We start from the raw sequence: 26,403 nt of genomic DNA on the forward strand, positions 1-26,403 counted from the left end.
GTCGGGCTCCAGCCGGTACGGCACCGTCTCGCGGCGGCGCGGCGGCGCGGCGAGCGCCTGGCGCATGAAGCGTGCGATGCGGCCCGGGTATACCGGGCCGAGCGAGTTCACCTGCAACAGCGTGCCCCGTTCGTTCTCGATGAGCACGATCTCGGGCAGCATGAACTTCAGCCGGGGGAACGCCTCGAACAGCTCGTCGGCAGGAGCCGGATTCTCCGCATCGAAGCGGTTGAACGAGAAATACACGGGCGGCTGCTCCACCGGCCCCTCCAACTCGCTTTCGGCCCCGTCGAGCGTCGGAAGCGCGATGCAGCGCCCGAGCCCCATATAACGGCACGCCCGCTGCTTGTCGTAGTATACGAACTGGTCGGTGAACCCTTTCTGCATCAGGCAGAACGCGTCGACGATATCGGCCCCGATCGGGAGGGTATGCGAATGGATCTTGGTCATGACGCTCCTTACCGCACCTGCTCGAAGCCGAGCATCGTCTTAACCGTGGTCTTCACTTTGTTCACGAGGTCCTCCGATCGTCCGGGAACAGCAGCACGCGAGATCGCACAGCCCCATAGTATACCCGTCCGAGCGCCGGGTTCCCGACCGCGGCCGCAAGGGGTTGCCAGCGTGCGCCGGTCAACGATTCCATGAACTTCTCGCCTGCACGCCGGCCGCATCCTATACTGGAACGAACCTCCGAAGACGAAGCGTCACGATCGACGAAAGGGCCTCCATGAAGAAGTTTTTACAGGAATTCAAGGATTTCATCAACCAGGGCAACGTGATGGACCTGGCCGTGGCCGTGGTCATCGGCGCGGCGTTCACCGCCATCGTCAACTCGGCAGTGAGCGACCTCATCATGCCGATCGTGGGCGCGTTCACCGGCGGCGTGGACTTCTCGGACATGAAGCTGTACCTGCCGCTGGGGGCGGGCGATTCCGCCATCGCCTACGGAAGCTTCATCAACGCCGTCATCCAGTTCGTCATCATCGCGTTCGTGGTGTTCCTTATGGTGAAGGCCCTGAACAAGGCCCGCTCGCTGGCGAAGCACGGCAAGCAGGCGCAGGAGAAGGAGGCCCCGCACTGCCCGTACTGCCTCGAGGAGGTGGCCGAGGGAGCCACGCGCTGCCCCCACTGCACGGCCGAGCTGCCCGAACCAGCCGGCTTCACCGCCAAGGCGTAGGACGCTCGCCCGCCGAGCGTTGCCATGCCCGCCCTCATACCTCTTCGGGCGGCAGGGGCACGGCATCCTCCTCGGTGGAGAACATCCGCTCGCGCTTCGCGACGAACGCCTTCAAATCGCTCTCGGAGTGGATATCCAGCTTGCCGTACAGATTGTGCAGGTGCGTTTTGATGGTGTTCGAGGTGATGTACAGGTCCTCGGCTATCTCCTTGCGCGACTTTCCCTCTATCAGGCTGTACATGATCTCCAATTCGCGCTGCGTCAGCCCGAAGTCCTGCGCCACCACCTCGCAGGTGCGATAGCTGTCCGTGGCCTCATCGGGATCTCCGGGACGCACGAACCCCCAGCCCGTGCGCATGTTCGCGTTGTTGGTGAGCAGCAGCGCCGTCATCAGCACCAAAAAAGCCAGCGTGCAGAAGAACACGACGATCTGCGCGGAATCCGCCAGCACCTGCAGGGCCACGCTGCCCACCACGATGCCCAGCGCGCGCCCCAACATGAGCGCCGTGCTGGGGCAAGAGGCAACCCAGGTAGCCGGCTGGTCGCAGTTCTTGATAAGGTACGATCCCAAACCCCACAGCACCAGGTCAAGGTACAGGAATCCCGTCACCTGCAGCACGCCCGCCATTACCGACGACGGGCCCAGCATGCCCACCGCCAGCAAACCTGCCCCCGCAAGCGGAAACCCTATTTGGTAGATTGAGCGGTTGAAGTCCATCTGCAGCACCAGCACCGCCAGCAAGGCGAGCGCTGCCGCGAAGAAGTACCCGACCGAATCGAGCATCTGGGAGAGAAAGCCCGAGAAGCTCAAGAAGCCCAGCGGTATACCCAGCGCCAAGCCCTGCGTGACGGAGGTGGCCATGAAGCGATAGGGAATGAACAGGTCGTTCGCAGATTCGCGGTAGAGCACCTTCTGATCGGGGAACACCCTGCCCTTCGCGCAGTAGAACAGCAGCACGATGAAAGCTGGCAGCACGAAGGCCACGACCCACCGCAAAAGCGGGTCGAGCAGCGTGATACCCAGCGACAGCACCCCCGTGGCAAGCGCCGAGGCAATGCCGAACGTCAACGTGGGCGTCATTCCCAGCATGCCGAAGATGCGCCCCAGCTCTATATGGATGCCCATGGTTCCCACGGCCAGCAGCACCATGCCCAACACCAGCGTCGCGAAACGGAACGCGTCGTCCGCAATCCCCGCATGGGTTTCCATGAAGAGAAAGAACACGCCCAGCACCATGCTGACCACAAGAAACCAAAGGTACGCGTCCTTGTCGAATACCTTGATCTTCCTGAAGCGGAATGCGAAGAACAGGCACACGCCCGCGCAGATGAACAGAAACGGCACGATGGTGGAGAACTCGAAGCCGGCTACCCGGAACGTGCCGGGAAAGAAGAAACCGTCCAGGAACAGCAGGACGGCGAACGTCTTGTAGGCGGTGAAGCCAACGAAAAGCGTCGGTTGCTCCCGCACATCGTGGACAACTTTACGCATGCCGCCAAAGCGAGTGCCCTCAGCCTCCATATGGATCCCCCCGATATCCATCGACTTCGCGAGCAAACGCACAGCCCCACGTCAAACAGGCTGTATAGCCCCCGCTCACGCCACTGGCGAGTATACCTAAACCCGCTGGAAAAGCATCTAATACTTATGGGGTGAGATGCTCGGGAAGCGTAAACCACCTCTGGCGGAGGATGGCGCCGGCCAAGCCGAAACCGCATTATTTTATCCAGCACGTGCGCCTTGCCCGGCATTTCCGAGGAAGGAATACCGCAAGGAGGTGAAACAGGGGGACGGGCACGAGCGCGACAAACTACTGAAGTTTCGCGAGAAAGCGGAAACCAAGTATCACCCCCTGCTCCCCTTCCGGGTCGCTCCCGGAAGGGGAGCGTCAAAATGAAGGGAGGCGTCGTTCGCCATGAGCACCCGAACACCCGCCCACGGCTCCGAGCGCTACCTGGATTTCACGAACGCCCAAGGACTCTGCTTCCGCATGCAGGTTGAGGACGACCCTCATGACGCCTGCGCATTCACCGTCCGCGTCACCCCCCTGCAAGGCCACGGGGAGCCCGACGCGAGCCAACCCGCCTTTTCGCAGCACGCGCTGCTCTCCGCCCTCACGTCGCGCGAGCGCGACGTTGCACTACTCATAGCCGAGGGCTTCACGAACGACCAGATCGCCCTCCGGCTGTGCATCAGCCTCTCCACCGTCAAATCCCACATCCAGAACATCTTCGCCAAAGCCCACGTGCCCAACCGCACGGCGCTCGTCGCCCTACTGCACGACGCGGCACGCTAGCCTCTGCGCAGCGCCGCACCAAGCAGAACACAGAAGGCGCGAAGTCGAGGGATATCGTCAAGAAGCCAGCCACCCCCCCCCCGGAGCGAAGGACCCGAGGAGCGCTCCTCGGCAGCCGAAGCACCTTAGCTAAAGCCTTTTCGCAGAAGGCGCCTCTTCGGACGTCCTCCCCCGCCGCGCCTTAACCGCACAGCGCAAAAGCCCCCCGCCGCGGGGACTGAATGCGGCGAGGGGCTCGAGGAATAAGATGTCGAGCGCGCCTGTCGGTGCGCGCTGCGACCGGGTAGTTAAGCCAGCATCGGCATGATCAGGTACATGACGGCGAACGACCATGCGGTGCATACCGTGAAGATAGCAACCTGGATCAGGCAGATGGGATGGTAGGTTCCCTTGAAGCGGAACACCTTCAGCACCCACTCGACCAGCGGCGCGAACACCACGGCGCCGATGAGGATGGTGGGGATGACGATGGCCCAGCTGGGCGGATAGGTGCTCACGACGGCGGACGCGAACACGATGCCCGCGAACGTGAAGGCCATGCCCGTCTTCTTCCACTTGGGGTACCAGATGAGGATGGCCAGAGCGCCCGTGACCACCTGCACCATGATGAGCAGGGGGAAGTTGCCGGAGCCGTATGCGGGATGCAGCGGGTTCATGACCCACGAGATGATGCCGCCCACGTACATGCCGATCGTGGCCCACGAGCTGCCCCAGATGGTCAGCTGGCCGATGTCGCCGAAGATCTGGTGCACGAAGAACTTGCTCTTGTTCTGGTCCGTGGGGTTCGCGCCCTCGGCCGGCGCCGGGATGGTCATCCACGGCATGAGGCGGAAGATGAGCGAGCACACCGGCACCACGATGGCCACGCCGGCGGACACGGCGATGAACAGCGGCAGCCCCAGCGGGGACACGATGCCGTACAGCAGGGCGTAGCACACCGGGCAGGTGACGATAGTGCCCAGGATGAGCGACGTTGCCACCTTCTTCAGGTCGGACCCGTAGAAGATCACGAACACCTGCACGGTGAGCACGGTGGCGAACGTGGGAATCCAGCCGCTGGCGAACAGGCCGCCGTAGAGCAGCTGGCCCAGGATGAGCGACAGGCAGGTCGTCACGAACATGGTGGTGAAGATGTGGCCGTTGCCCGCCACGCCGGTGCCGGCGTGGGCCGACTTCTTGCGCTCGAGCGCGGCGGCCACGAAGCCCATGATGATCATGCCGATGGAGGCCGGGAGCGCCGCGATGAACGAGCCCTCGGTCAGGTCGGCGAAGAACCAGGCCACGCGGTAGAGGGGCGAACCCTCGATGCAGCCGGTCATCATGGTGCCGAAGTCGTAGATGAAGTTGTTGTTCATGAGCAGGGGCTGCACGTAGCTCATGAGCGCGTACAGCGCGATGGCGGCTACGACGGTGATGCAGAACGCCGGCAGGATCTCCTTGCGGGACACGGCCGTCGCGGGTGCTTTCGATGATGCGGGTGCGTCTGCGACGATGGTCGCATCGTCGTCGATGATCGTGTTCTCCACGATGACACCTTCTCTCGTTTCCGATTGGTATTGCCACAAAACCCCTGGCGAGCAGGCAGATGGCCGCCCTTGTCGCCCTTTGCAGCACGTTATGGATTTTTCCGAGGAAGGATTACGTTGCGGCCCATCCTACCCCACGCCCCCGCCGGAAGGGAATCGGCCGAAAGTACGATCATACCCGCGATATCGTCCTTACGGCCGGTGGCAGGAAGGACGAGTTTTACTCTATGCTGTGCAGCGGGGATGATTCATGGTTTCACGATAACGCCGACCGGTGCGGCCGCATTGCCGCATGCAGGCAAAGGCGCTCTTCCGCTTTTCCGCGATAGTATCGAAGGAAAAGGAGAACCTGTTATGAGCACTTGGTATCCCGAGGCAGACCTGGTCATCCAGCATCCGAAGATCTACACCGTCGCCATCACGTGCGACGAGGTGAAGGAAGGCAAGACGGACTTCCCCATCATCGAGGACGGCGGCGTGGCCGCCAAGGACGGCAAGGTCATCGCCGTGGGCACGGCCACCGACGTCCAGCAGTTCATCGGCGAGCACACCGAGGTCATCGACGCCTCCGGCAAGATCCTCACGCCCGGCTTCGTCGAATGCCACATGCACTGCAAGTGGACCGGCGAGCAGATGCTCAACCTCGACTTCAACGGCGTGACCAGCCGCCAGGCCATCCTCGACGCCGTGGCCGAGAAGGCCGCGAACACCCCCGACGGAGAGTGGATCGAGGGCGACGGCTGGAACGAGCTCATCTGGGAAGACAGCCAGGAGGTCATCACGCGCCGCGAGCTCGACGGCCTGCTGTACGAGAACGGCGCGCTCCAGCCCATGCTGAAGGCCAAGCCGGCCCTTACCGACGCCCAGCACCTCGAGAGCCTCGTGCTCATCGGGCAGCGCCTGAACTCCTTCGGCATCACCAGCGCCATCGACGCGAACCTCAACTACAAGCAGATGCACATCTACAACGAGGCCCGCAAGCAGGGCAAGCTCACCTACCGCGGCAACCTCATGTTCTACCTGGACCCGCAGTTCGGCTCCTTCGAGGACAACCTGCGCCGCCTGGAGGAGATGGACTGCGTCACCGGCTTCGGCGACGAGATGCTGAAGCTCAACGGCTGCAAGGTCACGCTCGACGGCATCACGGCCGCGTTCACCGCCGCCATGAGCCGGCGCGAGTACCGCCAGCGCCCCGGCTTCTACGGCGACACCATCTACACGCAGGAGGAGATCGACGCGCTGGTGTGCAAGGCGACCGAGCTCGGCTGGCAGTTCGGCATCCACACCATCGGCGACGCGAGCGAGGACCGCGCGCTGCACGCCTTCCAGGAGGCCAACAAGATCCGCCCGGTGAAGGAGCTGCGCCACTACCTGATCCACTACCAGCTGCCCTACGAGGACCAGTGGCCCATCATGAAGGAGCTGGGCGTGGGCGTGTGCCTGCAGCCCACCCTCGTGTCCCAGATGGGCGAGGAGCCGCTGTTCTGGCCCGAGCAGGTCGAGCGCTTCCAGTCGCCGGGCCTCATGTTCAAGAACGGCATCCTGGCCGGCGGCAGCTCCGACTCTCCCGTCGTCTCCCCCAGCCCGATGCTCGGCATGTACTACGCCGTCACGCGCCTGGACGAGACCACGGGCAAGACGCTCTCCAAGGGCGACGAGTCGAAGGTCACGCCCATCCAGGCCCTCATCATGTGGACGAAGAACGCGGCGTTCTTCAGCCACGACGACGATAAGATGGGCTCGGTGGAGGTGGGCAGCTTCGCCGATATGTGCCTGTTCGACAACGACTTCATCGCCGGCAACGTGGAGGATTACCGAACCACCAAGGTGGCGACGACCATCCTGGGCGGCGAAGTGATGTACGAGCGGTAGACGCCCCTGGCGTCAGCTTGTGGCCGTCATAACAATCGCACAAGAGGCGTCCGCCGCAAGCGAACGATCTACAAGGCCCGGCCGCAAGCAGCCGGGCCCCCCTTGACTCCGTCCAGCACTATGAAAGCTTTCTGCAATCGGGAAATAGCAATCCTCTTACTTCTTGGCGTCTCCATCCGATACGCAGCCCGTCGCTTCCCAAACCAATCCCTTGCTTGTTCGGTAGGCAACGCGGATGCAGGCCATGGCCAAAAAGCAGATGACCATCAATCCCAGAAAAGCGGGGACGAAGGTGCCTGCGAAATCATATGCCGCACCGACGACAATGCCCGAAAACGATCCGAACACCCCCACGCCGGTACGTATCCACGCATGGATCTGCGTGTAGTTCTTAGAACCGAATACCTCTCGAATGAGCAGAGGAAGGCTCACCGACATAAGCGAATCCTGCACGCCGAACAAAACAGCGGACACGATGAGGAAAACCGGGTTGTGCAGCAGAACGAACCCTAAAATGCCCAGCACGATGAGCACAAGCTCGATGATGGTGGTTCGCTGCACCCCCAGCTTGTCGTTCAGCCAGCCCATGACCAGTTTGTCGACCACCGATCCGACGGACTGGGCCGATACCACAGCTGCGGCGAATGACGAGGTGAACCCGACAGACTCGACGTAACCGGGAAGATGCTGCTCGATGCCTCCATGAATGAACGACGCAATACCGGCGAATACGAACAAGCACCAAAACGCCAAGGAGACCACGGCTACCTTCACCGCAACACCTCGTACAACTGACGCTTTTCCGACTACCTTATTGGGCACGAGCCCATAGGGGACGGCACCCACGTCGGACGGATTCCTTCTCAGCAGCAGGGCACAGGGAAAGATCACGCAAAACGAGGCGACACCGACGAACAAATAAGCCTCTCGCCATCCGTCGGCCACTATGATGCCGTGCAGAACCTGCGAGAACACTGCCGCCGATACGCTCGAGCAAGTCATGACAATGCCGTATACCATACCGCGCCGTTTGACGAACCAGTTCCCCACCAGCGTCGCGGAAGGCAGCACGAATATGCACGAACCAGCCGCCCCGACGAGAAACCCTGATGCCTGCCACTGCCATATCGCCGTGTAGGTTGACATGACTCCGACGGAGAACGAGAGCACCACGATGGCCAATGCCATGACAACGCGTATGTCATACCGTGAGAGAAGCTTTCCGGCCAAGGGCGTTACCAACGTCGTTCCGACGAAATAGCCTGTCATGTACGTGGCAATCTCCGATCTAAGAAACCCCATATCCTCGCAGACAGGAACATAGAACAGACTTCCACAGTTCAATATGAGGCCCATGCCAAACGCCTGGAGAAGGCAGCAACACCCCACGATCACGAATGCATACGGTACTCTCCCTAGAAGCTTGCCATCGCGAACTAGCATGCGATCCCCCTTCGGCAGAAGAGGCCGGCGGGCGCCGGCCCCGATCACTCGAATCCAGTACAACCATCTTTTACGTGCCGTTCCCCCAACTAGACGGTTTTCTCGATATCGGATTGCTTACCCGGTTCTTTCAGGCCGGCGATCAACTCGGGATGCTTCGCTTTAGTGATAACGATGATAACGGCCACAAGCACGGCCATAGCTGTCGCAAGCGGCCATGCCACGTTCCAACCGGCAAATTGGCCCGTAGCCGCCACGCCCATGAGACCGGCGAAGAACGCAAGCACGTAGGCGGAGAAGTACTGGCACAGATTCTGCGCCGCAGCCAAAAGCGAGAGCCCCAACGTGGCACCTTCCTTGGGCAGAACCTTCACGATCTGCAGGATGAGGGCGGGGTTGAACATGCCGAACGCGAGCCCGTATACAATGGCGCCTGCGTAGTAGCCCGGCACCGAGACGATGTGCGTGAGAATCCAGAAGCCCACGGCCTCGCCGAGTAGAGCGATAGGCAGGTCGAATCCCCGAAGGCGACCCTTAAGAAACGCACCGTAGCAGATGGCGCCCACCGCGGCGGCAAGCGTCTGCGTGGAGCTGATGATGCCAGCGAAGCCCGTGTCGCCCAAACCCGCCTCCTTGATGCACAAGGAGATGTTGGTGAAGTACGAGAACTGGAAAAAGTTCCACACGCCTGCCAAGAGGATGACGATCCATGCGGCTACCGTGATGGATTTGAGCGCGTTACCACGCTTGCCGTCGGCCGTCGTCCCAGCCGGCTTTACGTCGGGCTCCGGAAGCCAGAGCACAATCATCGCCACGATGGGGATGATGAACAGGTAGCCGATGAAGGAATAGCGCCACGACATGACGGCCAGGAAACCGCCGATCAGCTGGAACACCGAACCCGAGAGACCTCCCACTGCCGTTTTGAAACTCATGAGGCGGTCGCGCTGCCTGCCCTCGAACAAGTCGGCTATGAACGATGACGCCATAGGGAATATCATGCCGCGGCCGAAACCCAGCACCACGCGGCACGCCAATATGCCGTAGAAGCCCTCGATGGTCTCCGGCATGAGACCAGCAACCACCCCACCGACGAGGGTGCATGTCATGGCAATGATAAGCATGGTCTTCTTTTTCATATAGCGCTCGAGGATGCCCACGGCGAACGCGCCTACAATAGCCATAAGCGAGGGCAGCCCTTCGATGTTCTTAAGCATGAGCGAATCGACGCCCGCAGGGGCGTATGCCGCTCCAATGGCCGACATGGCCGGCGTCGAGAACGACTTCGCATACTGCAGCGTGATAACGAGCAGCGCGGCTATCTGGACCGTGATGCCGAGCGCCTTCTTCGCGGTAGCTTTCTGTTCTGCGGTCATTTCATTCTCCTCTCTTCCATGAACGCCACGAGCTCCCCGATGTCGTCCAGCTCTTCAAGATGCGTAACCATCTCAACCACCTGTGCGGCAGCCTCGTGCGGCAGCGTGCGAGAAAACTCGATGTTCCGGTAGAATTTGTCGAGAACCTCCCCTTCGGTCAGGGGGCTGCGGTAGATATCGCCTTTGGGCACGTCGCAGCGTGCGTGATAAGACGTGCCGTCCCGCATGACCACGTCTACCTCCGCCGTCTGGTACTCGTCGGGCGGCAAGGAGGGATCGATGGCGATCTTCGCTATCATGCTTTTCAGCGCGGGATCCTCCATGGCCTCCCGGTTCATGTGCTCGGGGCGCACAGCCTTTTCCACAAGGGCGACTGCCGCCGTGTAGATGATGCTGAAAGCTCCGCTCACCTGGGGCTCTTCGCCTACCTCGAACGGCTGCCCCACGAACCCTTGAGCTGTGCGGGGCGTGGTATGAATGGTTACGCTCTCCACTTGCGTTGGATCGAATTCGTGCGCTTCGACGATCTTCATGCAGGCATCGATCGAGGGGTGCGTGGCGCGGCAGGCCGACCACGGCTTGATGACCACATCGCCGTAGAAAACGCGCCCCAAGTCCTTGCACAGCAGCTCCGGCTGCTGCTTCTCGCCGCAGAACAGGAAGAAATACCCTTTCTTGCCCCCGATGGCGTCGTGGGTGGCCGTCATGCCACGGGCGGCAAAGTCGGCCGAGAAGATGGCGTTGCGGGCAGCAAGCGCCATGGGGAGCTTGAACGCGAGCGTCTTGTAGTTGATGTTGTCCATCGACCCGCCCAACATGTTCAGGCTCAGGCCGAGCGCGTTGTTGAGCTCCTGCTCGTTGAGGCCGCCCAACTTGCCGGCGACAACAGTAGCGCCCAACCCGTTGATGGTGTTGGTGTTATCCCAGCCTCCATACACATCGAAGCCAGATGCCGCTCCCAGACGCGCGGCAACGTCATCGCCCACCACCAAAGCCGTGAGGAACTCCCTGCCGCTCGCATGTACGCGCTCTGCGGCGGCGAAGGCGGTGGGCACCGTCGTACCGCTGATGTGAGCGGCACTGCTCTTGCGATTCTCGTTCTCGGCCTCGATGGCCTCGAAATCGTAGGATCTCATGGCGAAGCTGTTCACCATGGCAGCTTGCGGAGCGCCCATAAGCTCGCCGCGAAAAAACGCCGTGCTTTGAGGCGCTGTTCCATAGCTTTTGAGCAGGTTGAACAAATCGTCGCAACGAGGCGCGTGCACCCCGGCAGCTATGACGCCCACCGCGTCGAGCACACGGGTCTTGACTCGCCCGACGGTGAAATCGTCGAGTATCGCGTAGTCTGCGGCCGCGACGTGCGCGCAAACTTCGTCGGTCATGTTCATGGAACCCCCTTTTCAATGGTTTCCGGGCGACTTCGCGCATGGTTCCCCTCTCGGTCTAAGCCGCCCGGCCCCCTTACTCCTTGGTGGTCGAAAGCGTCCAACGGGTCTTGCCGTCCATTTTCTTGACCAGGTCCTCCGCCTCACCGTAGTACAGACACCATGCCTGGCAATGCTGCACGCACATGGGCATCTTGCCCTCCTTCGTACGGTCGGCGCACAGATTGCATGCCTGCGTCAGGACGGGCATATACGTCCATTCCCATACGCCCTTCAGCCCCTGGTCCCTGCTGTACTGGAACGGCCCCACCTCGCACACCTTAATGCCGAACTCGCCTTTCGGCAGGCCACGCTCCTTTTTGCAGGCCACCTCGCATGAGTGGCAGCCCGTGCAGTAGTCGTAGTTGACGAGAATCGCCTTAGTCACGGTCGTTCGCCTCCTTTTCTTGGGTCGTTTGGGCGGTCAGGCATCCTGCAGGCCGTCGGCGTGCTCTTTCGCGTAGATGAGCGCGTTCCGGCCCTGCATGTCGGCGTCCTCTACCTTCATCTCCTTGGCGCGCCGAGCGGCCTCGATCTGGGCGAGCAAGGCGCTGTTGCCTTCGGCAGCCTGCCTCTCTGCCGATTCTTTGTCACCCGCCATAACGCCGGGCAGGTAGTCGCCCCAGCCGCCCTCGCGGGTGACCTTCTCGCCGGGCATCTGGTCTCCCTCGACGTAGGGGTAGATCTTTGCCAAGAAGCTCTTGATACCGGAACCGATGCCGCCTTGCCCCGTTTCGAAGTTGAGCGCCATGTTATTGATGTTTGAGTCGAACGTGCCGTACAGGCTGGGCTCTGCGGCTTCTTGCTCGGGGAACCACCAAGCGTGCTCCATATGAATGGTGTCCTTCTTGATGCCGGGGAAGAGGAACGCCTTCTGGCGGCATCGGCCATGGGTGGTCTCGATCCACACCCAGTCGCCATCCTCGATGCCGTATTCAGCCGCAGCCTCGGGATGAATGGTCACAAGCGGCCAAGGATGGAACTCGCGCATGGTTTCCAGTTGACGGTGCTCGGAATGGAAGAACTCGTAGGACCTTCCACCCGACGTGGCGATGAACGGGTACTCTGCCAGCTTCTCGGACGTGGATACTGGGCTATCCTTCGGCTCAATGTGGTAGGGCATCGGATCGACTCCCCAATGGTTGTACCCCCAGCTCCAGAACTCGAAACGACCCGTTGCCGTGTCGAAGCCCGGCTGGCCGTCGGGGCGACACATGCCCTTCTGGTACTTGTAGTACTCGGCATCCCACGGGTCATACTTGTAGCCGCCGCGCTCCTGCAGCTCCTCGAAATCACCCTCGTAACGCGTGCCGCCCTCGGCGTACTGGTCGGTGAGGTACCACGTGGCCAACTCCTTGTCGTCTTTCCAGGGCCAGTTCTCGGGCTTCAGTCGGCGACCCAGGTCGAGGATGATCTGCTCATCGGACTTTGCTTCGTAGTAGCTCGCGCACTTGGAGATGGACCGGGCGGGCGTCCACCAGGTGCGCACGGAGTTGCGCTCGCAGCTCATGGCAACCGGCAGCACGATATCGGCATGAGCCACGGCAGTCGGCGTCATATAGGGGTCGGCCACCACGCAGTAGGGGATCTTGTTCATGGCCTCGTACATGCGCGGTGCGTCCATGCCCGAGCAGGATAGCGGGTTGGCACTTTGCAGCCAGATAATCTGGGGCATGAAGGGCTCGCCTGTCTCCACAGCGTGCAGTAGGGCATCTGAGGACGCACAGGCCACGATATCGGATGACTCGATGCCCGCCGACAAAGTAAGCTTGCCTGCATAGTTTTCGCGCGGGATTTTGAAATCACCCAAACCGTAGCGCTTCTCGATATCGAATGCGCACTTGATGAGCAGGTTCCCTCCGGGATTGTCGATGTTGCCGGTAACACCCATGAGATCGCACGCCGCCGCGGTGACGCCCAATGCGGACAGTTGCTGCTCGAACGCGAGGCCCCACTGGATGGACGCGCTTTCCGCCGTAGCGTACAAGCGGGCTGCTCCGCGTATGTCGTCCGCCGGTACACCGCATATCTCGGCGGCCCAATCGGCATCCTTACCCTGCACCGATTCGACGAGCTGCTGGTAGCCGTAACACCAGCTGTCGATGAACTTATGGTCGACCATATCCTCGTTGATGACGGTGTTCAGCATCGCTATGCCCAGCGCGCCGTCGGTTCCGGGGCGCACCTGCAACCAGTACGCGGCTTTGGCTCCGAGCCAGGTTAGGCGCGGGTCGATGGAGATGATCTGGGTACCCATCTGCATGCATTCGACGATCCAGTGGCCAAGGAAGCCGTCGGCATTGGCCTTAAGAGGCTCGTTACCCCAAACCATGATCACATCGGGGCGGCGGAAGGATGGGTCGGCATAGCGCATCTCATGCGTTTCGGACACGTCGGCGATGGTCATTTCTCCCATTTTCGCCGATGCGCCGATCATACGCGGAAGGTAACAGGCAAAGCCAGTGAACCCGAAGTTGCAGACGTTGGGCGTCTCGAGGGCAGTGGATGCGAACAGCGGCAGCTGCCAGCCGATGTTGCGTCCCGTGCCATGCACGAACAGGATGGTGTGGGAGCCGAAGTCTCGCTTGACGGTGTTCACGCGCTCCACGATCTCATCGTAGGCCTCGTCCCACGTGATGCGCTCCCATCTGTTCTCGCCGCGCTTGCCGGCCCGACGCAAAGGGTACTTCAACCGGTCGGGATGGTTTACGGCCTCCACCATGTCGAGGCAGCGCATGCAAAGCTTGCCGTTGTTGAAGGGCGACAGCGGGTCGCCCTCGATGCGGGCAAGCCTGCCCTCTTGGTCGACGTAGAGCAGCACGCCGCACCCGTTATGGCAGCCAGGGGGCGACCAATGATTGGTGCGGGTGACGGTGTACTCGCCCTCCCGCCACCGCCATTCCCCCTCGTGGTAGGCCTCGCGGTCGACCGAATCGAGGAACTCTTGGTAATCCATTCCTCCTCCTTTTCTTGGCGATTCATCGATCTGGGTTTTCGGCAGCCGGCCAACGCTCAAACCTCGGGCGGGCAGAGCGTTGGCCGGAAGCTTACAGAAACGGGACTGTTGCCTACGCGCAACGCTCATGGGTGCGGAACACGGGGCGCTGATGGAGACGCAGGCGGAGCCGGGGCCCCGGGCGGAACGGGCACACCGGGGGCACCGGGCATGCCGGGCATGGCCGGCACCTTGGGGAGCGCCGCTCCGCATTGCGGGCAATGCTCGAGATTGAGCGCGCATTCGCATCCGCACTGCGGACACTTGTTGGACATTTCGACCGCCGCAGGCCTAAAACACATACGATCCTCCTTTAACTAACCACTTTTGGCTTAGGTCAATTTGGTTTAGTTTGTGACATCAAAATAATATTATTTAGTATTAGTAATCAAGGTGTCTATTTATACTATTTTTTGGATAAATAAACTGGTGTGTTTATATTTAACAGATGTTTTACCTGCATATTAGGCTTTTTTCGAACTAAGTGTTCCTTTAAAATCCTGTAACATATTCTTAAAATAGAATAGTACATAGTCTTTTTAGTACTATTCAGTTAACCCCTTTCGTATTATTTTATTGAAAGGCGATGGCAAAGAATTAATACTATTTCGGTTTAGTCATCGCACGTCGAGAGCATTGAGAGAAAGAGGTTCGCCATGTGCTTCAGACCAGCCGAGACCGAACTGCCCCCCGCCACCTGCCCGTCTTGCGGCAAGCGCATCAACCGCGTAGCGGGGCAGCTGCCCAAGAAATGCCCCTTCTGCAAGTCGCCGACCGAAGGCGCCGAGGACGACGCGCCCGCACCGGCTTCCCCGGCAGTCGTACCCGCACCAACGGCTCATGGGATGCCCAACGCCCCCTCTGCCCCGAAGGCGCCGGGAGCGCCCATCAGCAAGTAGGCCCGTGGCTCCGGCACTTTCCGGCATTTAGAGGTCGCCTTTCTCAGCGAAATCATCCTTGAAACCGGAAAAGTGCCACCACGCGATAAACAGCACGAGAGAGGAGAGGTTATGTCAGAGCGGATAATCGAATGCGGTGACGGCGTGGTCAAGTGCCGCACCTGCGCCTGGTCGCCGCCGGGCGACCACCCGGTGGGGTGCGGCATGTACCTGACCGTTAAAGACGGCAAGGTGGTGGACGTAGAGGGAGATCCGGACCACCCCATCACCCAAGGGCGCCTGTGCGTGCGCTGCCTCACGCTTCCCGAGTATATGTACAGCGAGAAGCGCGTCCTGAGCCCTTTGAAGCGCGCACGCGAAGATCGCGGGAAGGACGCCTGGGAGCCCATTACCTGGGACGAGGCGCTCGACATCATCGAAGAGCGGGTGAGCTACGTCAAGGAGAATTGGGGCGCCGAGTCCATTGTGGCCTTCCAGGGCACGGGCCGCGAGGCCACGCTCTACAAAACACCGCTCGCCTATGCCGCCCTCGGCACACCGAACTCGTGCTTCCCCATGAGCGGCGACTCGTGCTATGGGCCACGCTGCTCGGTGGCCGACTTCATACTCGGGGCGGGCTATCCCGAGCTCGACTACGCAGCCTTCTTCCCCGACCGCTACGACGACCCGCGCTACGAGGTGCCGAAGTACATCGTGTTATGGGGAAAGGATCCCCTGTTCTCGAACCCCGACGGGTTCTTCGGCCATACGCTCATCGACCTCATGAAGCGCGGATCGCGCTACGTGGTGGTAGACCCGCGTGTCACATGGATGGCTGCTCATGCCGATTTCCACCTGCAGCTCCGTCCCGGCACCGATGCCGCACTCGGCTTGGGTATGATCAACTATCTGATACAGGAAGATCTCTACGACCACGACTTCGTTGAGAACTGGTGCTACGGCTTCGATGAGCTCAAGGAGCGTGCTGCCGAGTACCCGCTGGATAAGGTGGAGGAGATCACCTGGGTTCCGGCCGCCACCATCGCCGCTGCCTCACGCGCCATCGCAGAGAACCATCCTTCATCGTTCATGTGGGGGCTCGCCATAGACACGAACGCAAATGGGGTGCAGGCCGGCCACACCGTGCTCATCCTCGCGGCCATCCTCGGCGATCTGGACGTGCCAGGAGGGGTGACACTGGCCGTGCCAGCGAGCTTCATGGGGAAGTGGCGATACGAATGCGCCCAGCAGCTCCCGCCGGGCATGCTCGAAAAGCAGATTACCGACCCCCGTTACCAGGGATTTCGCGCCGCACACCTCATAGCGCATCCCGACTGCATCCTCGACACACTGGAAACCGACGAGCCCTATCCGCTCAAGATGGCGTGGTTCTACGCCACCAACGGCATAGCGAACACCACCAACGCGCAAGGCAAACGCTGGTTCAAGGCGCTCGAGAAGATGGAGTTCAACGTCTGCCAAGACGTCTTCATGACCCCTACGGCCATGGGCCTGTGCGACCTGTTCCTGCCAGTGACCACGTTCGCCGAGCACGACGGCGTGGTGCTTCCCCACTTCGGGCGCAACACTCACATGGTCATGGCCATGAACAAGTGCGTCGAGGTGGGAGATTGCCGCTCCGACCTCGAAATAGATTTCATGGTGGGCAAGCGGCTCAATCCGAAGGCATGGCCATGGGACAACGTGGCCGATTTCTTCACCGAGCAGATCAAGCCCCAGCTCGGTATCACGTTCGAGGAGCTGCAGGAGCTGGGCTGGGTGCAACAGGAGTTCGAGTACCGCAAGTACGAGAAGGGCCTGCTGCGACCAGATGGCGAACCGGGCTTCAACACCCCCACAGGCTTGGTCGAACTATGCTCGAGCCTTTATGAGGATTGGGGTGAGGATCCCCTTCCCTACTTCGAAGAGAATGCACTCACGCCGTTCAGCCGTCCCGAACTTGCCAACGAATACCCGCTCATTATGACCACGGGTGGACGCGAAACCACTTCCTTCCACTCCGAGCACCGACAAGTGCCGTCCTTGCGCGCCCTCATGCCGAACCCTCTTGTGCAGATCAACCCCGAAACGGCAGCACTATACGGCATCGAGGAGGGCGATTGGGTGTGCATCGAGAACCCGCTCGGCAAAGCTATCGAGAAAGCGCACGTCACCCCTATTATCGATCCGCGAGTCATACACGCCCAGCACGGATGGTGGTTCCCCGAACAGGATCCAGAAGCACCCAATCTAAGCGGTGTGTGGAAGTCCAACATCAACAGTCTCGTGCCACATCGTGCTATAGGCCGCATTGGCTTCGGTGCTCCATTCAAAAACGTCCTATGCAAGATATACAAGGTGGACGGGCTCGACGCACTCGGCTCCTTGAGCCCCGACACCGAGCAGGGCGCGATCGGCATTGATCCAGCAAGCCCCGTCGCTACGAGGAAGGAGGCCTAACATGAGCGAATATGCACTGCTGATAGATTATAAATATTGCACAGGCTGTCATGTGTGCGAGGTCTCATGCCGAAAAGAGCATGATCTCCCGCTTGACGAGTGGGGCATCAAGGTCAACGAACTGGGTCCTGCGAAGATGAAAGGCTCTTGGCTCTGGGATTACGTGCCTGTTCCCTCAGATCTTTGCGATCTGTGCGAAGACCGTGTGAAAGCCGGGAAAAAGCCTGCCTGTATTCATCATTGTCTGGCCCAATGCATAGAGCTCGTCGCGCTCGATGATCTGTCCACGGCCATGGCCGATCACGGTAGGAAAGTAACGTGCTTCATCCCCTAGGCAGAAGCAAGCCAGCACTAAACTGTTATGTTCCGGGGCCCTTTTCAAAGGGCCCTTTTGTCGGCAAAAGATTCTTTATCGTTGATCGATCTACTTTGATTACACTATGGATATAATACCCAATAGTATTACTATCAAGGGAAGTGCGGTGTTATGGACGAAAACGAAACGAAGGTGCTCGAAGCGGCAGCCCTGCTTTATAATGCCATTCCCGGCTATCTCGCCGAAACGCAAAGCAAGCAGCAGCTTGGACACCTTCTTGTAGATCTGATCGACGCATTAGATACCATAGAGTTCACCCGGTCGGGAACGCCTTTGTTCGATATTATCGGCGGGAACATTCCCGGCAGGAGAAAGAAAGCCATTCTGGCACTTGAACGGGAATACGGGCTGACCGAACGCGAGGGACATATCCTCCGCTACCTAGCGAACGAGCGAAACCCCACGTATATCTCCAACGCGCTGGGTATTTCCCCGTCTACCGCCAAAGCACACAAGTACTCGATTTACAGGAAGCTGGGCATACATAGCTCATCGGAGCTGAAGAAGCTGCTTGAGCAGAACCAGCAGTGACGTAGCCGCCCTTCATCTTTCTTTCGCGATTTCACCGTCATCGGCAGCCCCTTCTTCCTCTTCCTCGTCGGTCACGCGGCGCAGCACGAGGAAGCCGGCGACGCCGGCCACGAGCGAAGCAGCCAGAATAGCCGCCTTCGCCATGGCGATGGTGCTCGCATCGACGAATGCCAGGTTCGTCACGAAGATGGCCATGGTGAAGCCCACGCCGCCCAGCACGGACACGCCTGCGATATGGCCCCAGCTCACGCCAGCGGGGAGATCGCTTAAGCGCAGCTTCACCGTGAGCCAGGTGGCCAGGAAGATGCCGAGCGGCTTGCCGAACAAGAGGCCGCAGAACACGCCGATGGTCACGGGGTTCGCAATGACGGCGAGAGGGTCCATACCCGTCAGCACCACGCTGGCGTTCGAGAACGCGAACAGCGGCAGGATGAAAAAGTACACAGGGATGTGCAGACGGTAGTCCAACCGCGTGATGGGCGGAATGGCCATGCGCGACACGCGGCCGATCTCGTCGAGTTCGCCCAGGTACTCCTTCTGCACGATGTCGGGCTCGCCGGGGTCGTAGCGCTCGTCGGCCTTGCGCGCCCTCGCCTCGAACCAGCCCGGCGCCCGATCCAGCTTTACCTGCGACTTCGCCGGAATGGCCAGCGCCAGCAGCACGCCCGCAATGGTGGCGTGCACGCCCGAGAGCAGGAAGCACACCCACATGGCCAACCCGATGAGCAGGTACGGCCACAGGTCGTACACATGCAGCCGGTTGATGACGAGCGCACCGGCGAACAACGCCAGGCCGCCTGCCAGCCAGGCGATATCGAGGTCGGCCGTGTAGAACACCGCGATCACCAGAATGGCGATCATGTCGTCGGCTATGGTGAGCGTGGACAAGAACGAGCGCAGCCCCGCCGGTATGCGGCTGCCCAGCAGCGCTAAGATACCCAGGCAGAACGCGATGTCGTTCGCCATGGGAACGCCCCAGCCCTGCTCGAAGCCGCTGCCCATGTTCACCACCGTGTACACGACGGCCGGCACCACGGCACCGCCGGCCGCGCCCAAGATGGGCAGCAGGGCCTTGCGCGGGTTGCGCAGCTCGCCCGCCGTGAGCTCGAACTTTATCTCCAAGCCCACCAGCAGGAAGAAAATGGCCATGAGGAAGTCGTTGATGAAATGCTCGAGCGACAGGTGCGGCGCGAAGCTGCCCAGCGAGAAGCCCAGGTCGAAATCGTGCCAGAATGCGGCGAAGTACGGGAGCACCGGCGTGTTCTCGATGACAAGAGCCGCCACGGCCGCCACGAGCATGAGCATAGTCGCCCGGGTGGACGAGTGCGTGAACTCCAGGAGCTTGCGCCTACGCCGATGATGGTGCCGCACCTCCGGCTCCAAGATGCGCTCCGTAGGCGAGCAAGCCGGATCGCCGCTCAAGCAAGCCGGCCCCAGCTCGTCGCGCCCCACCTTGTCGTTCCCTGATGTCATAGGTTCCAGTATACGGAAGACCGCCGAAAGCATCGGCTACGGAAAAGCAACGAACAGAATCTGCCCAACAAGACATGCGCCTTGAGCACTTGGATGTGTTTCGTCGGGAAACCATGTGTCCGAAAGGCATGCTTTGCCATGCAGAGATGCCCACGAGGAGCGTATTACTAAATGCCTTTGAATAACTGCTCCACGGAAATGCCGAATCCGGCAGCAATGCGCTCGACAGTCTTGATCCCCACGTTTATCTGGCCGTTCTCGATAGCGGCCAGATAACTGCGATCCAAACCGGAAGCCTCGGCAAAGGCACGTTGAGGTAGGTCGCGCTCTTCGCGCAACTCCTTGATTCTCAAACCGAGCGCCTTTCTAATGTCCATGTTAAGAACGGTACGAAAAGCTGCTGAACTGGAGTGTAGCAAATCACCAACGAATTGCCGCTAGAGTCCCTCCATCTCATGCAAAAGTACGTTTCCCCTAGATCTTGTACATGTACTGGAAAACGTCCTCGCGCTGGATGATGATCTGCATGCCCAGGTCGTCGCTGATCTTGGCGAGGCGTTCCTGCACGGTGTTGAAGTCGGCCTTCTCCGTGTCGAGGGTGGCGAGCATCGTCATGGAGAAGATGTCGTCCAGGATGGTCTGGCTGATGTCGTCGATGTTCGCGCCGCAGTCGGCCAGCGCGGTGGCAATGGCGGCCACGATGCCGCTGCGATCCTTGCCCAGAACGGAGATGACGCATTTCATAGGTTGGTTCCTTTCCTCGTGGCGCGAATCGGCCTCGCACCTCGTAACGAACGTATGTTTCACGTGAAACATTTCGGCGGTTCGGCTGCCTTGCCGCTCGGCCACGCCGCCAAGTGCGGTGGAGCCCCTAGTCCCGTCGCGCGAAGATGAGCGACAGGGCCTCCGCACGGGTGGCCTGGCTGCGCTCGAAAGCACCGCGGACGGCACTTGTGGTGGTCTTCGCGCCGGCCTTCTTCACGCCGCGCATGCTCATACACAGATGCTCGGCCTCCAACACCACGATGACGCCCTGGGGGTGCAGCTGCTCGATGAGCGTGTCGGCGATCTGCGAGGTCAGGCGTTCCTGCACCTGCGGGCGCTTCGCGAACACGTCCACGAGGCGCGCGAGCTTCGACAACCCGCAGATGCGCCCGTCGGCCGCCGGGATGTAGGCCACGTGCGCCTTGCCGAAAAACGGCACCAGATGGTGCTCGCACATAGAGTAGAACGGGATGTCGCGCACCAGCACCATTTCCTCGTGGTGCTCGTCGAACGTGGTGGCGAAGTGCTCCGCCGGGTCCTGCTCCAGGCCCGCGAACACCTCCTCGTACATACGTGCCACGCGTGCCGGCGTCTCGCGCAAGCCCTCGCGCTCGGGATCCTCCCCCACCCCTTCCAAGATGAGCCGCACCCCTGCTTCGATTTTCGCAGCGTCCATAACCGTCTTTCCTCGTCGTTGGTCGAATGCATGATAGCACGGATGCGCGCCGGCGCCCGCCCGGGCGCCGCGGGGGCCACGGAAAAGGAAGAAGACCCGGCGGGGAGGGAGGGTTGCCGGGTCTTCTAAGGAGGCTCGCCGCCGCAAGGCAGCCAGCCGGAGGCGTCCGCAGGGTCGCAACCGCCTCGAGGCCGCCGAGGGCGCGGCCGCTTCGCCGGAGCCGCAGGATAGCGCGGCCCGGGGGAAGGCGAGGTTCAAGCGCTAGGCCACTTCGCGTTCGCGCAGCTCATGGCAGGTCCCGCATTGGAACACGCCCTTGTGATGGCACTGGGCGCACCACATCATGGCATCCTTCTGCAGGTTCTTGCTATGGATCTTATGGCAGTCGGTGCAGGTGGGCGGGTTCGCGTCGTGCTGCTCGTTGCTCACGTACTCGTGCGGGTTCTGGACCTTGCCCTTCTCGTCCTTGAACTCCGTGTTGTCGGCGGTCTTCACCGCCATGTCGGCCATCGTGCCGTGGCACGCCGGGTCCTGGCAGGTGAGCGCGTCCACCGTCACCACGGTGGCCTTCGAGGCGGGCTTGTCGGCGTAGGTCACGCCCTCGTGCGCCTCCTTGAGCGGCGTCTCCAGGGTATGGCACTGGTTGCAGGCCAGGTCGCCATGCTCGGACGCCTGCGGGCACTGCACGTCGGCCAAGGTCTCGGTCTCGGTCGTATGGCAGGTCTTGCAGTCGATGTCCATGGTCCAATCCACCTGCTGGGTGGCCATGGGGTCTTCCTTCGGGACCTTTGCGGAGCCTTCGCCTTCGCCCGCCTGCTTCGGCGCGCAGCCCACGGCCGTGCCCAGCACCACGGCCAGGGCCACCACCGCCACGGCAACGGCCAGGGCCATGAAGCCCTTGCGGGCGGTATTCGTCGTTTCGTTCGTCATAGCCAGCTTTCCTATCATGGTTGCGGCCCGGCCGGCCGCAAACGGCCGACCGGGCCCGGTCGCAAATGCGCCCGCGCGCCGCAGGGAGGGAGGGCGCGGCGCGCGGCGTCGTCAGGTTGCGGGACTACTTCTTGTCCCAGGGCTCCAAGCCGGCGCAGTGACGGCCGGCGATACGGCCCCACACCATGTTCTCGGAGTTGTTGCCGCCGGTGATGCCGTAGCTGTGGGCCTGGAAGTTGCCGAAGCTGCCCGCGGCGTACAGGCGCGGGATGACGTTGCCGGCCGGGTCCAGCACCTCGGCGTTCACGTTCTTCTTCGGGCCGCCCAGCGTGGAGCAGGAGCCGGGGTAGATGGAGATGGCGTAGTACGGGCCGCTCTCGGAGAGCTTGTTCTCCTCGGCCGTGAGCTCGCGGTCGAAGCGAGCGTCCTTGCCGGCATCGCAGAAGGCCTGGTACTCGGCGAACGTCTCCTTGAGCGTGTCGATGTCCATCCAGTGGTCGAAGTCCTTGATCTTCTGGCCAAGCTCCTCGAGCGTGTCGCCCTTGAGCACCCAGCCGCGCTCGATCTCAACCTGGTTGTCGTCGGACCAGCCGTCCCACGCGCGCAGCTCGTCGGGAAGGTCGGTGGTGTAGTTGCCGCACTCGAACCAGCCGCCCTGCTGCGTGCCCATGGGGCCGCCGTCGATGCCCTTCTGGTCGAAGATCTGCCACGACGGTATGCGATCGTAGTCGTCGATCTTGTCGCTGAACGACATGAGGGTGTGCCAGCCGTTATGCGCCGTGCCGCCCGTCTTGGCCTCGTTCTGGTAGCGCTTGCCCAGGCGGTTCACCGTGAAGAACGCGTCGGACTGCGGGCTGGCGAAGATGGCGAAGTCGTAGTCGGGGTCGCGCGTCCACATGGCCGTGGTGGAAATGACCATGTTCATATGCCAGAGCTTCGCGCCCACTTCCTCGACCATGCGGATGCCGTCGCCCGTGTTGTACTGCCAACCCTCGAACTTGAAGGGGTAGATGCTCAGGTAGGTGTTCTTGAGCTCCTCGTTGAACTCGAAGCCGCCCGTGCACAGCACGACGCCCTTGCGCGCCTTGATGGTCTTCTCGGCACCATCCTCGAGGAAGCGCACGCCCGCGATCTCCTTGGTGTCGGGATTCTGGATGAGGTGCTCCTCGGTGCAGGCGAACTTGAGCTCGATGGGCAGGCCCAGCTCGGCGCGCTTGGCCTCCAGCTCGTGGAACGTGGTCATGCCGAAGCCCTCGACGTTGGACACGCCGATGCAGCCCGCATACTTGCCGTCGTCCAGGAACCAGTACTCGGGGATGGTGCCGGCGAGCGCCTTCTCGGCCACCTCGTAGGTCATGCCGTACTTGTCGGCGTAGTCGGTGTGCTTCGTGGCCTCGCCGATGTAGGCGTCGATCATGTCCTCCTCGATGAGGCCATGGCCGAACGCCACGCAGTAGTCGCGGAACAGCTTCTCGTCCTTGATGACCGTCCACTCGCCGTTGTTGATGCGGCTGTTGCCGCCGCCCTCGACGGGCGCCTTCTCCAAGATGACGACCTCCGAGCCGCCCTCGTCGGCCGCGACGAGGGACGACCACATGCCCGCTCCGCCGTAGCCCACCACGACGACGTCCGTCTCGTAGTCCCACGACTTCGGCATCCAGTCGCCCGAGGCGGCCGAACCGCCCGACGAGCAGCCCGCGAGCGCGGCGGAGCCGGCCACGGCGGCACCGGCCACGGCGGCGCCCTTCAGGAAATTGCGACGTGAAATCTCGCTCATGGTTCCTCCTTGCAAAATCGAACGGGCTCCTGTGATCGATGCTCCCCGCATCGACCGTCCCCCTCCTCGGTGACGGCCCGTCCGTCAACAGGCGCATTCTAGGCGCGTTTTCCCACGAGCACACCAGATGATGGGTGTGATTATCATAATTATCTGTTACTTAGTTTCTGAACTGGGTAAACATACCCTTCTCACATTATCGATCCGATTGAAGCCGACGGGGTTCGCCCGTATGATGAAAACGGCCCCCGCAATGGGAGGTCGCGCTGCCCGCCGAGCGGGAACGGAGCGCGACGGTTCGTGCAGGCGGAACGGGGCCGGGGGTAAGGGGAGGCGCGCGCGACATACGGTTGCTGGCCGGCGTCGCATGCGACATGGCAAGGGGAAGCCCATGAAGAGCAAGACGTCCGCAGCCGATGCGACGCCGACGGAGCAGCGCGCCCCGAACGCGCCAACCGTCCGGTTCTCGCTCGACTATCTGATCGTTATCGCGGGGTTCGGCCTGTGCCGAGCCTGGATCGTTTTCAGCCTCTCGGCCTCGGTGTCGAGCTTCGAGGCCCGCACCGACTGGGTGTTCCTCGTGGCCGGCGCCGTGGCCGCAGCGCTCGCAGCGTTGGTCATGACCCGCTTCGTGGGAAGCATGCCGCGCATGCACGAGCGGCTCACCGACATCATGCTGGGGCTCGCGGCGTCGTCGGCGCTGTGCATCCCCGCTGCAACCTGGCTTGACTCGGCATCGCTGCTCATGCTCGGACTCATAACGGGAGGTGCCGCGGCAGGTCTTCTGCAGGTCATGTGGGGAGAGCGCTTCGCCGCGCAGGACCTGTACTTCTCGCTCGCCTGCGCGCCGGCTGCCGCCGTGGTCACGGGCCTCGTGCTGGCCATGGCCTCCGACGGCAACCTCATCGCCTTCATCGCGCTGCCGGCGGCGTCGATCGTCCTGCTGGCCCTGGAATGCCGCCGTTGCGGCATCGTGTGGAAGACGGGCCTGCCGGAAGGCCAGATGGAGGACGAGCCGCAGGAGGCAGACGAAGGAACGGCCCCGCAGGAGGGCGGGGGAGCCCCCTTCGCGCGCGGGCGCGCGCTGCACGGCTACCTTCGCCTCGACGCCTCCTCCACGAAGCTCATGGTGTCCATCATGGTGTTCTCGTTCCTCATCCGCATGCTGGATGCCTTCCCCATCGTCGGCGACGACCCCTTCGAACTTTTGGGAGGGATCGGGTCGTTCAGCCTGGTCGTGGTGGGAGCCGTGTTCCTCGTGATCGTGTTCTTCGTCAAGGACCGCATGAACATCACGCTGGTCTACCGGCTTTCGCTGCCGGTGATGATAGGCGGGCTGATAGCGCTGGCGCTCGTGTTCGGCGAGCGGGCGCCCTTGGCCGTGCTGCTCATCGCAACGGGTTACGAGCTGTTCGACATTCTGGCATGGGTGCTGTTCGGAGAGATCGCTCGGCGCATGGGGCCGGGCGCCGCGCCGTACGTGTTCGGCGTGGGCGTGGCCTATATGCTCCTGGGCATGGCCGCGGGCTACGTGGCGAGCGCCGTCATGATCCCCTTGGTGGACGCGGGCGTGCTGCAGCTGAGCGCCGTTGCGCTGGTGGCGGTTCTCTGCCTGGTGATCATCGCGTTCCTCGTACTGCCGGAGAGCGTGATATCCTCGATTCCCCTGATCAAAGGTGCCGGACGTCGCACGGAAAAGCCTGCCGACGATCAGGAAGAGCACCCCGAGCCGCAGCTCACGCTAGAGCAGAAATGCGCAGGCGTGGCCGAGGCGTGCGGCCTGACGCCACGCGAGCGCGAGGTGCTGCAGTTCCTGGCCCGAGGGCGGACGCTGTCCATCGTGGCGCGCGACCTGCACATCGCGAAGAACACCGCGCGCACCCACATAGAGAAGATCTACCAGAAGACCGACATCCACAAGCAGCAGGATCTCATCGACTTCGTGGAAGGCTGGGAGGAACGCTGACGCCCCCTTTTAGACTACTACCTTCCGCTCCAGCAGGTGCGCAAGCGCCTGCATGGCCTGGTAGACGGGGTTTGGAACTTCCTGCGGGCCGTCCTCGCCTTCGACGACGATGGTTTCGGGCAGGTCGTCGTCGCTCGGAAGCGGGGCGGCGCCCTCCACGCGCACGCTCTCGATGTCGTCGCCGATACGCAGGCGGTGCATTACGTCGAGTCCTTCCTCCACCTGGCCGAACACGGTGAAACGGTCGTCGTATTCCGGATGGTCCGCCAGCGAGAAGAAGAACTGGGAGCTGCCGGTGTTCGCATCCTTCTTGTGCGCGAGCGACAGCGACCCCTCCATGTGACGGTTGCGCGGGTTCGCCTCCCACTCGTCGGCGATGACGTAGCCGGCGTCGCCGATGCCCGGGTGCACGCCGCGCAGCTGCTCGCGCACGGCCATGCGCACCTGCTGCGGGCGCAGCG

The 26,403-nt window shown here is 61.8% G+C and carries 22 protein-coding genes and 1 pseudogene; 8 read left to right on the forward strand and 15 right to left on the reverse strand.

Annotated features, from left to right (window positions below):
• Positions 1-450, reverse strand: a pseudogene (locus GPA_RS19360) (isochorismate synthase); the annotation flags it as partial.
• Between the two features lie 277 nt (positions 451-727).
• Here GPA_RS19360 and mscL point away from each other — a divergent pair.
• A complete protein-coding gene (mscL, locus tag GPA_RS12685) occupies positions 728-1,177 on the forward strand; it encodes a large conductance mechanosensitive channel protein MscL (protein WP_015540106.1) in 450 nt (149 codons plus the stop codon).
• A gap of 34 nt (positions 1,178-1,211) precedes the next feature.
• On the opposite strand, the gene GPA_RS12690 is transcribed toward mscL, so the two are convergent.
• The gene (locus tag GPA_RS12690; protein WP_181813854.1) at positions 1,212-2,648 is read right to left on the reverse strand and encodes a helix-turn-helix transcriptional regulator; all 1,437 of its coding nucleotides are present in this window, start codon (positions 2,646-2,648) and stop codon (positions 1,212-1,214) included.
• A 445-nt stretch (positions 2,649-3,093) separates the two neighbouring features.
• Between GPA_RS12690 and GPA_RS12695 the strand changes: the two genes are divergently transcribed.
• Positions 3,094-3,474 carry a response regulator transcription factor gene (locus GPA_RS12695; protein WP_015540107.1) on the forward strand — a complete coding sequence of 127 codons (381 nt, stop codon included), beginning with the start codon at positions 3,094-3,096 and terminating at the stop codon, positions 3,472-3,474.
• A 287-nt stretch (positions 3,475-3,761) separates the two neighbouring features.
• Here the strand turns inward: GPA_RS12695 and GPA_RS12700 are convergent, their stop codons facing one another.
• Positions 3,762-5,000, reverse strand: coding sequence for a hypothetical protein (locus GPA_RS12700; protein WP_041239612.1), 1,239 nt, complete (start codon positions 4,998-5,000; stop codon positions 3,762-3,764).
• Between the two features lie 354 nt (positions 5,001-5,354).
• On the opposite strand from GPA_RS12700, the gene GPA_RS12705 reads away from it, so the two are divergent.
• Positions 5,355-6,872, forward strand: coding sequence for an amidohydrolase (locus GPA_RS12705; RefSeq protein WP_015540108.1), 1,518 nt, complete (start codon positions 5,355-5,357; stop codon positions 6,870-6,872).
• 156 nt (positions 6,873-7,028) lie between these two features.
• Here the strand turns inward: GPA_RS12705 and GPA_RS12710 are convergent, their stop codons facing one another.
• From GPA_RS12710 to GPA_RS12730, 5 genes are all read right to left on the reverse strand, one after another.
• Positions 7,029-8,315 carry an MFS transporter gene (locus tag GPA_RS12710; protein ID WP_015540109.1) on the reverse strand — a complete coding sequence of 429 codons (1,287 nt, stop codon included), beginning with the start codon at positions 8,313-8,315 and terminating at the stop codon, positions 7,029-7,031.
• 89 nt (positions 8,316-8,404) lie between these two features.
• A complete protein-coding gene (locus tag GPA_RS12715; RefSeq protein ID WP_015540110.1) occupies positions 8,405-9,691 on the reverse strand; it encodes an MFS transporter in 1,287 nt (428 codons plus the stop codon).
• Positions 9,688-11,073: an MmgE/PrpD family protein gene (locus GPA_RS12720; RefSeq protein WP_167536668.1), complete on the reverse strand. Its 1,386-nt coding sequence runs from the start codon at positions 11,071-11,073 to the stop codon at positions 9,688-9,690. The genes GPA_RS12715 and GPA_RS12720 overlap by 4 nt, the downstream gene beginning before the upstream one ends.
• 79 nt (positions 11,074-11,152) lie before the next feature.
• The gene (locus GPA_RS12725) at positions 11,153-11,503 is read right to left on the reverse strand and encodes a 4Fe-4S dicluster domain-containing protein (RefSeq protein WP_041239613.1); all 351 of its coding nucleotides are present in this window, start codon (positions 11,501-11,503) and stop codon (positions 11,153-11,155) included.
• A 36-nt stretch (positions 11,504-11,539) separates the two neighbouring features.
• Positions 11,540-14,071: a molybdopterin-dependent oxidoreductase gene (locus tag GPA_RS12730; protein WP_015540112.1), complete on the reverse strand. Its 2,532-nt coding sequence runs from the start codon at positions 14,069-14,071 to the stop codon at positions 11,540-11,542.
• A 695-nt stretch (positions 14,072-14,766) separates the two neighbouring features.
• Here GPA_RS12730 and GPA_RS17555 point away from each other — a divergent pair.
• The 4 genes from GPA_RS17555 (at position 14,767) to GPA_RS12750 (ending at position 18,355) form a co-directional block, all read left to right on the forward strand.
• On the forward strand, positions 14,767-15,009 hold the full coding sequence (locus GPA_RS17555) for a hypothetical protein (RefSeq protein ID WP_083809137.1): 243 nt from the start codon (positions 14,767-14,769) through the stop codon (positions 15,007-15,009).
• Positions 15,010-15,120: 111 nt separating this feature from the next.
• Positions 15,121-17,448 (forward strand): molybdopterin-dependent oxidoreductase, encoded by a 2,328-nt coding sequence (locus tag GPA_RS12740; protein ID WP_015540114.1) that lies wholly within the window; start codon positions 15,121-15,123, stop codon positions 17,446-17,448.
• Position 17,449: 1 nt separating this feature from the next.
• Entirely contained in the window at positions 17,450-17,782 is a 333-nt protein-coding gene (locus GPA_RS12745; protein ID WP_041239615.1) for a hypothetical protein, read from the forward strand.
• A gap of 153 nt (positions 17,783-17,935) precedes the next feature.
• A complete protein-coding gene (locus tag GPA_RS12750) occupies positions 17,936-18,355 on the forward strand; it encodes a response regulator transcription factor (protein ID WP_015540115.1) in 420 nt (139 codons plus the stop codon).
• 12 nt (positions 18,356-18,367) lie between these two features.
• On the opposite strand, the gene nhaA is transcribed toward GPA_RS12750, so the two are convergent.
• The 6 genes from nhaA to GPA_RS12780 form a co-directional block, all read right to left on the reverse strand.
• A complete protein-coding gene (nhaA, locus tag GPA_RS12755) occupies positions 18,368-19,828 on the reverse strand; it encodes a Na+/H+ antiporter NhaA (protein ID WP_083809139.1) in 1,461 nt (486 codons plus the stop codon).
• A gap of 167 nt (positions 19,829-19,995) precedes the next feature.
• The gene (locus GPA_RS12760; protein WP_231847646.1) at positions 19,996-20,181 is read right to left on the reverse strand and encodes a helix-turn-helix domain-containing protein; all 186 of its coding nucleotides are present in this window, start codon (positions 20,179-20,181) and stop codon (positions 19,996-19,998) included.
• Positions 20,182-20,302: 121 nt separating this feature from the next.
• On the reverse strand, positions 20,303-20,572 hold the full coding sequence (locus GPA_RS12765) for an ACT domain-containing protein (protein WP_015540118.1): 270 nt from the start codon (positions 20,570-20,572) through the stop codon (positions 20,303-20,305).
• A 127-nt stretch (positions 20,573-20,699) separates the two neighbouring features.
• Complete coding sequence (folE, locus tag GPA_RS12770) at positions 20,700-21,269, reverse strand: GTP cyclohydrolase I FolE (RefSeq protein ID WP_015540119.1); 570 nt, start codon at positions 21,267-21,269, stop codon at positions 20,700-20,702.
• A gap of 261 nt (positions 21,270-21,530) precedes the next feature.
• A complete protein-coding gene (locus GPA_RS12775; RefSeq protein WP_041239616.1) occupies positions 21,531-22,199 on the reverse strand; it encodes a cytochrome c3 family protein in 669 nt (222 codons plus the stop codon).
• Between the two features lie 124 nt (positions 22,200-22,323).
• A complete protein-coding gene (locus GPA_RS12780; protein ID WP_015540121.1) occupies positions 22,324-23,976 on the reverse strand; it encodes an FAD-dependent oxidoreductase in 1,653 nt (550 codons plus the stop codon).
• A 391-nt stretch (positions 23,977-24,367) separates the two neighbouring features.
• Between GPA_RS12780 and GPA_RS12785 the strand changes: the two genes are divergently transcribed.
• Entirely contained in the window at positions 24,368-25,942 is a 1,575-nt protein-coding gene (locus tag GPA_RS12785) for a helix-turn-helix transcriptional regulator (RefSeq protein ID WP_015540122.1), read from the forward strand.
• A 9-nt stretch (positions 25,943-25,951) separates the two neighbouring features.
• Here GPA_RS12785 and GPA_RS16945 read toward each other — a convergent pair.
• A partial coding sequence (locus tag GPA_RS16945; protein WP_197533102.1) for a peptidylprolyl isomerase occupies positions 25,952-26,403 on the reverse strand: 452 nt, incomplete at its 5' end.

Source organism: Gordonibacter pamelaeae 7-10-1-b (genome assembly GCF_000210055.1).
In the GTDB taxonomy this organism is placed as follows: Bacteria; Actinomycetota; Coriobacteriia; order Coriobacteriales; family Eggerthellaceae; genus Gordonibacter; species Gordonibacter pamelaeae.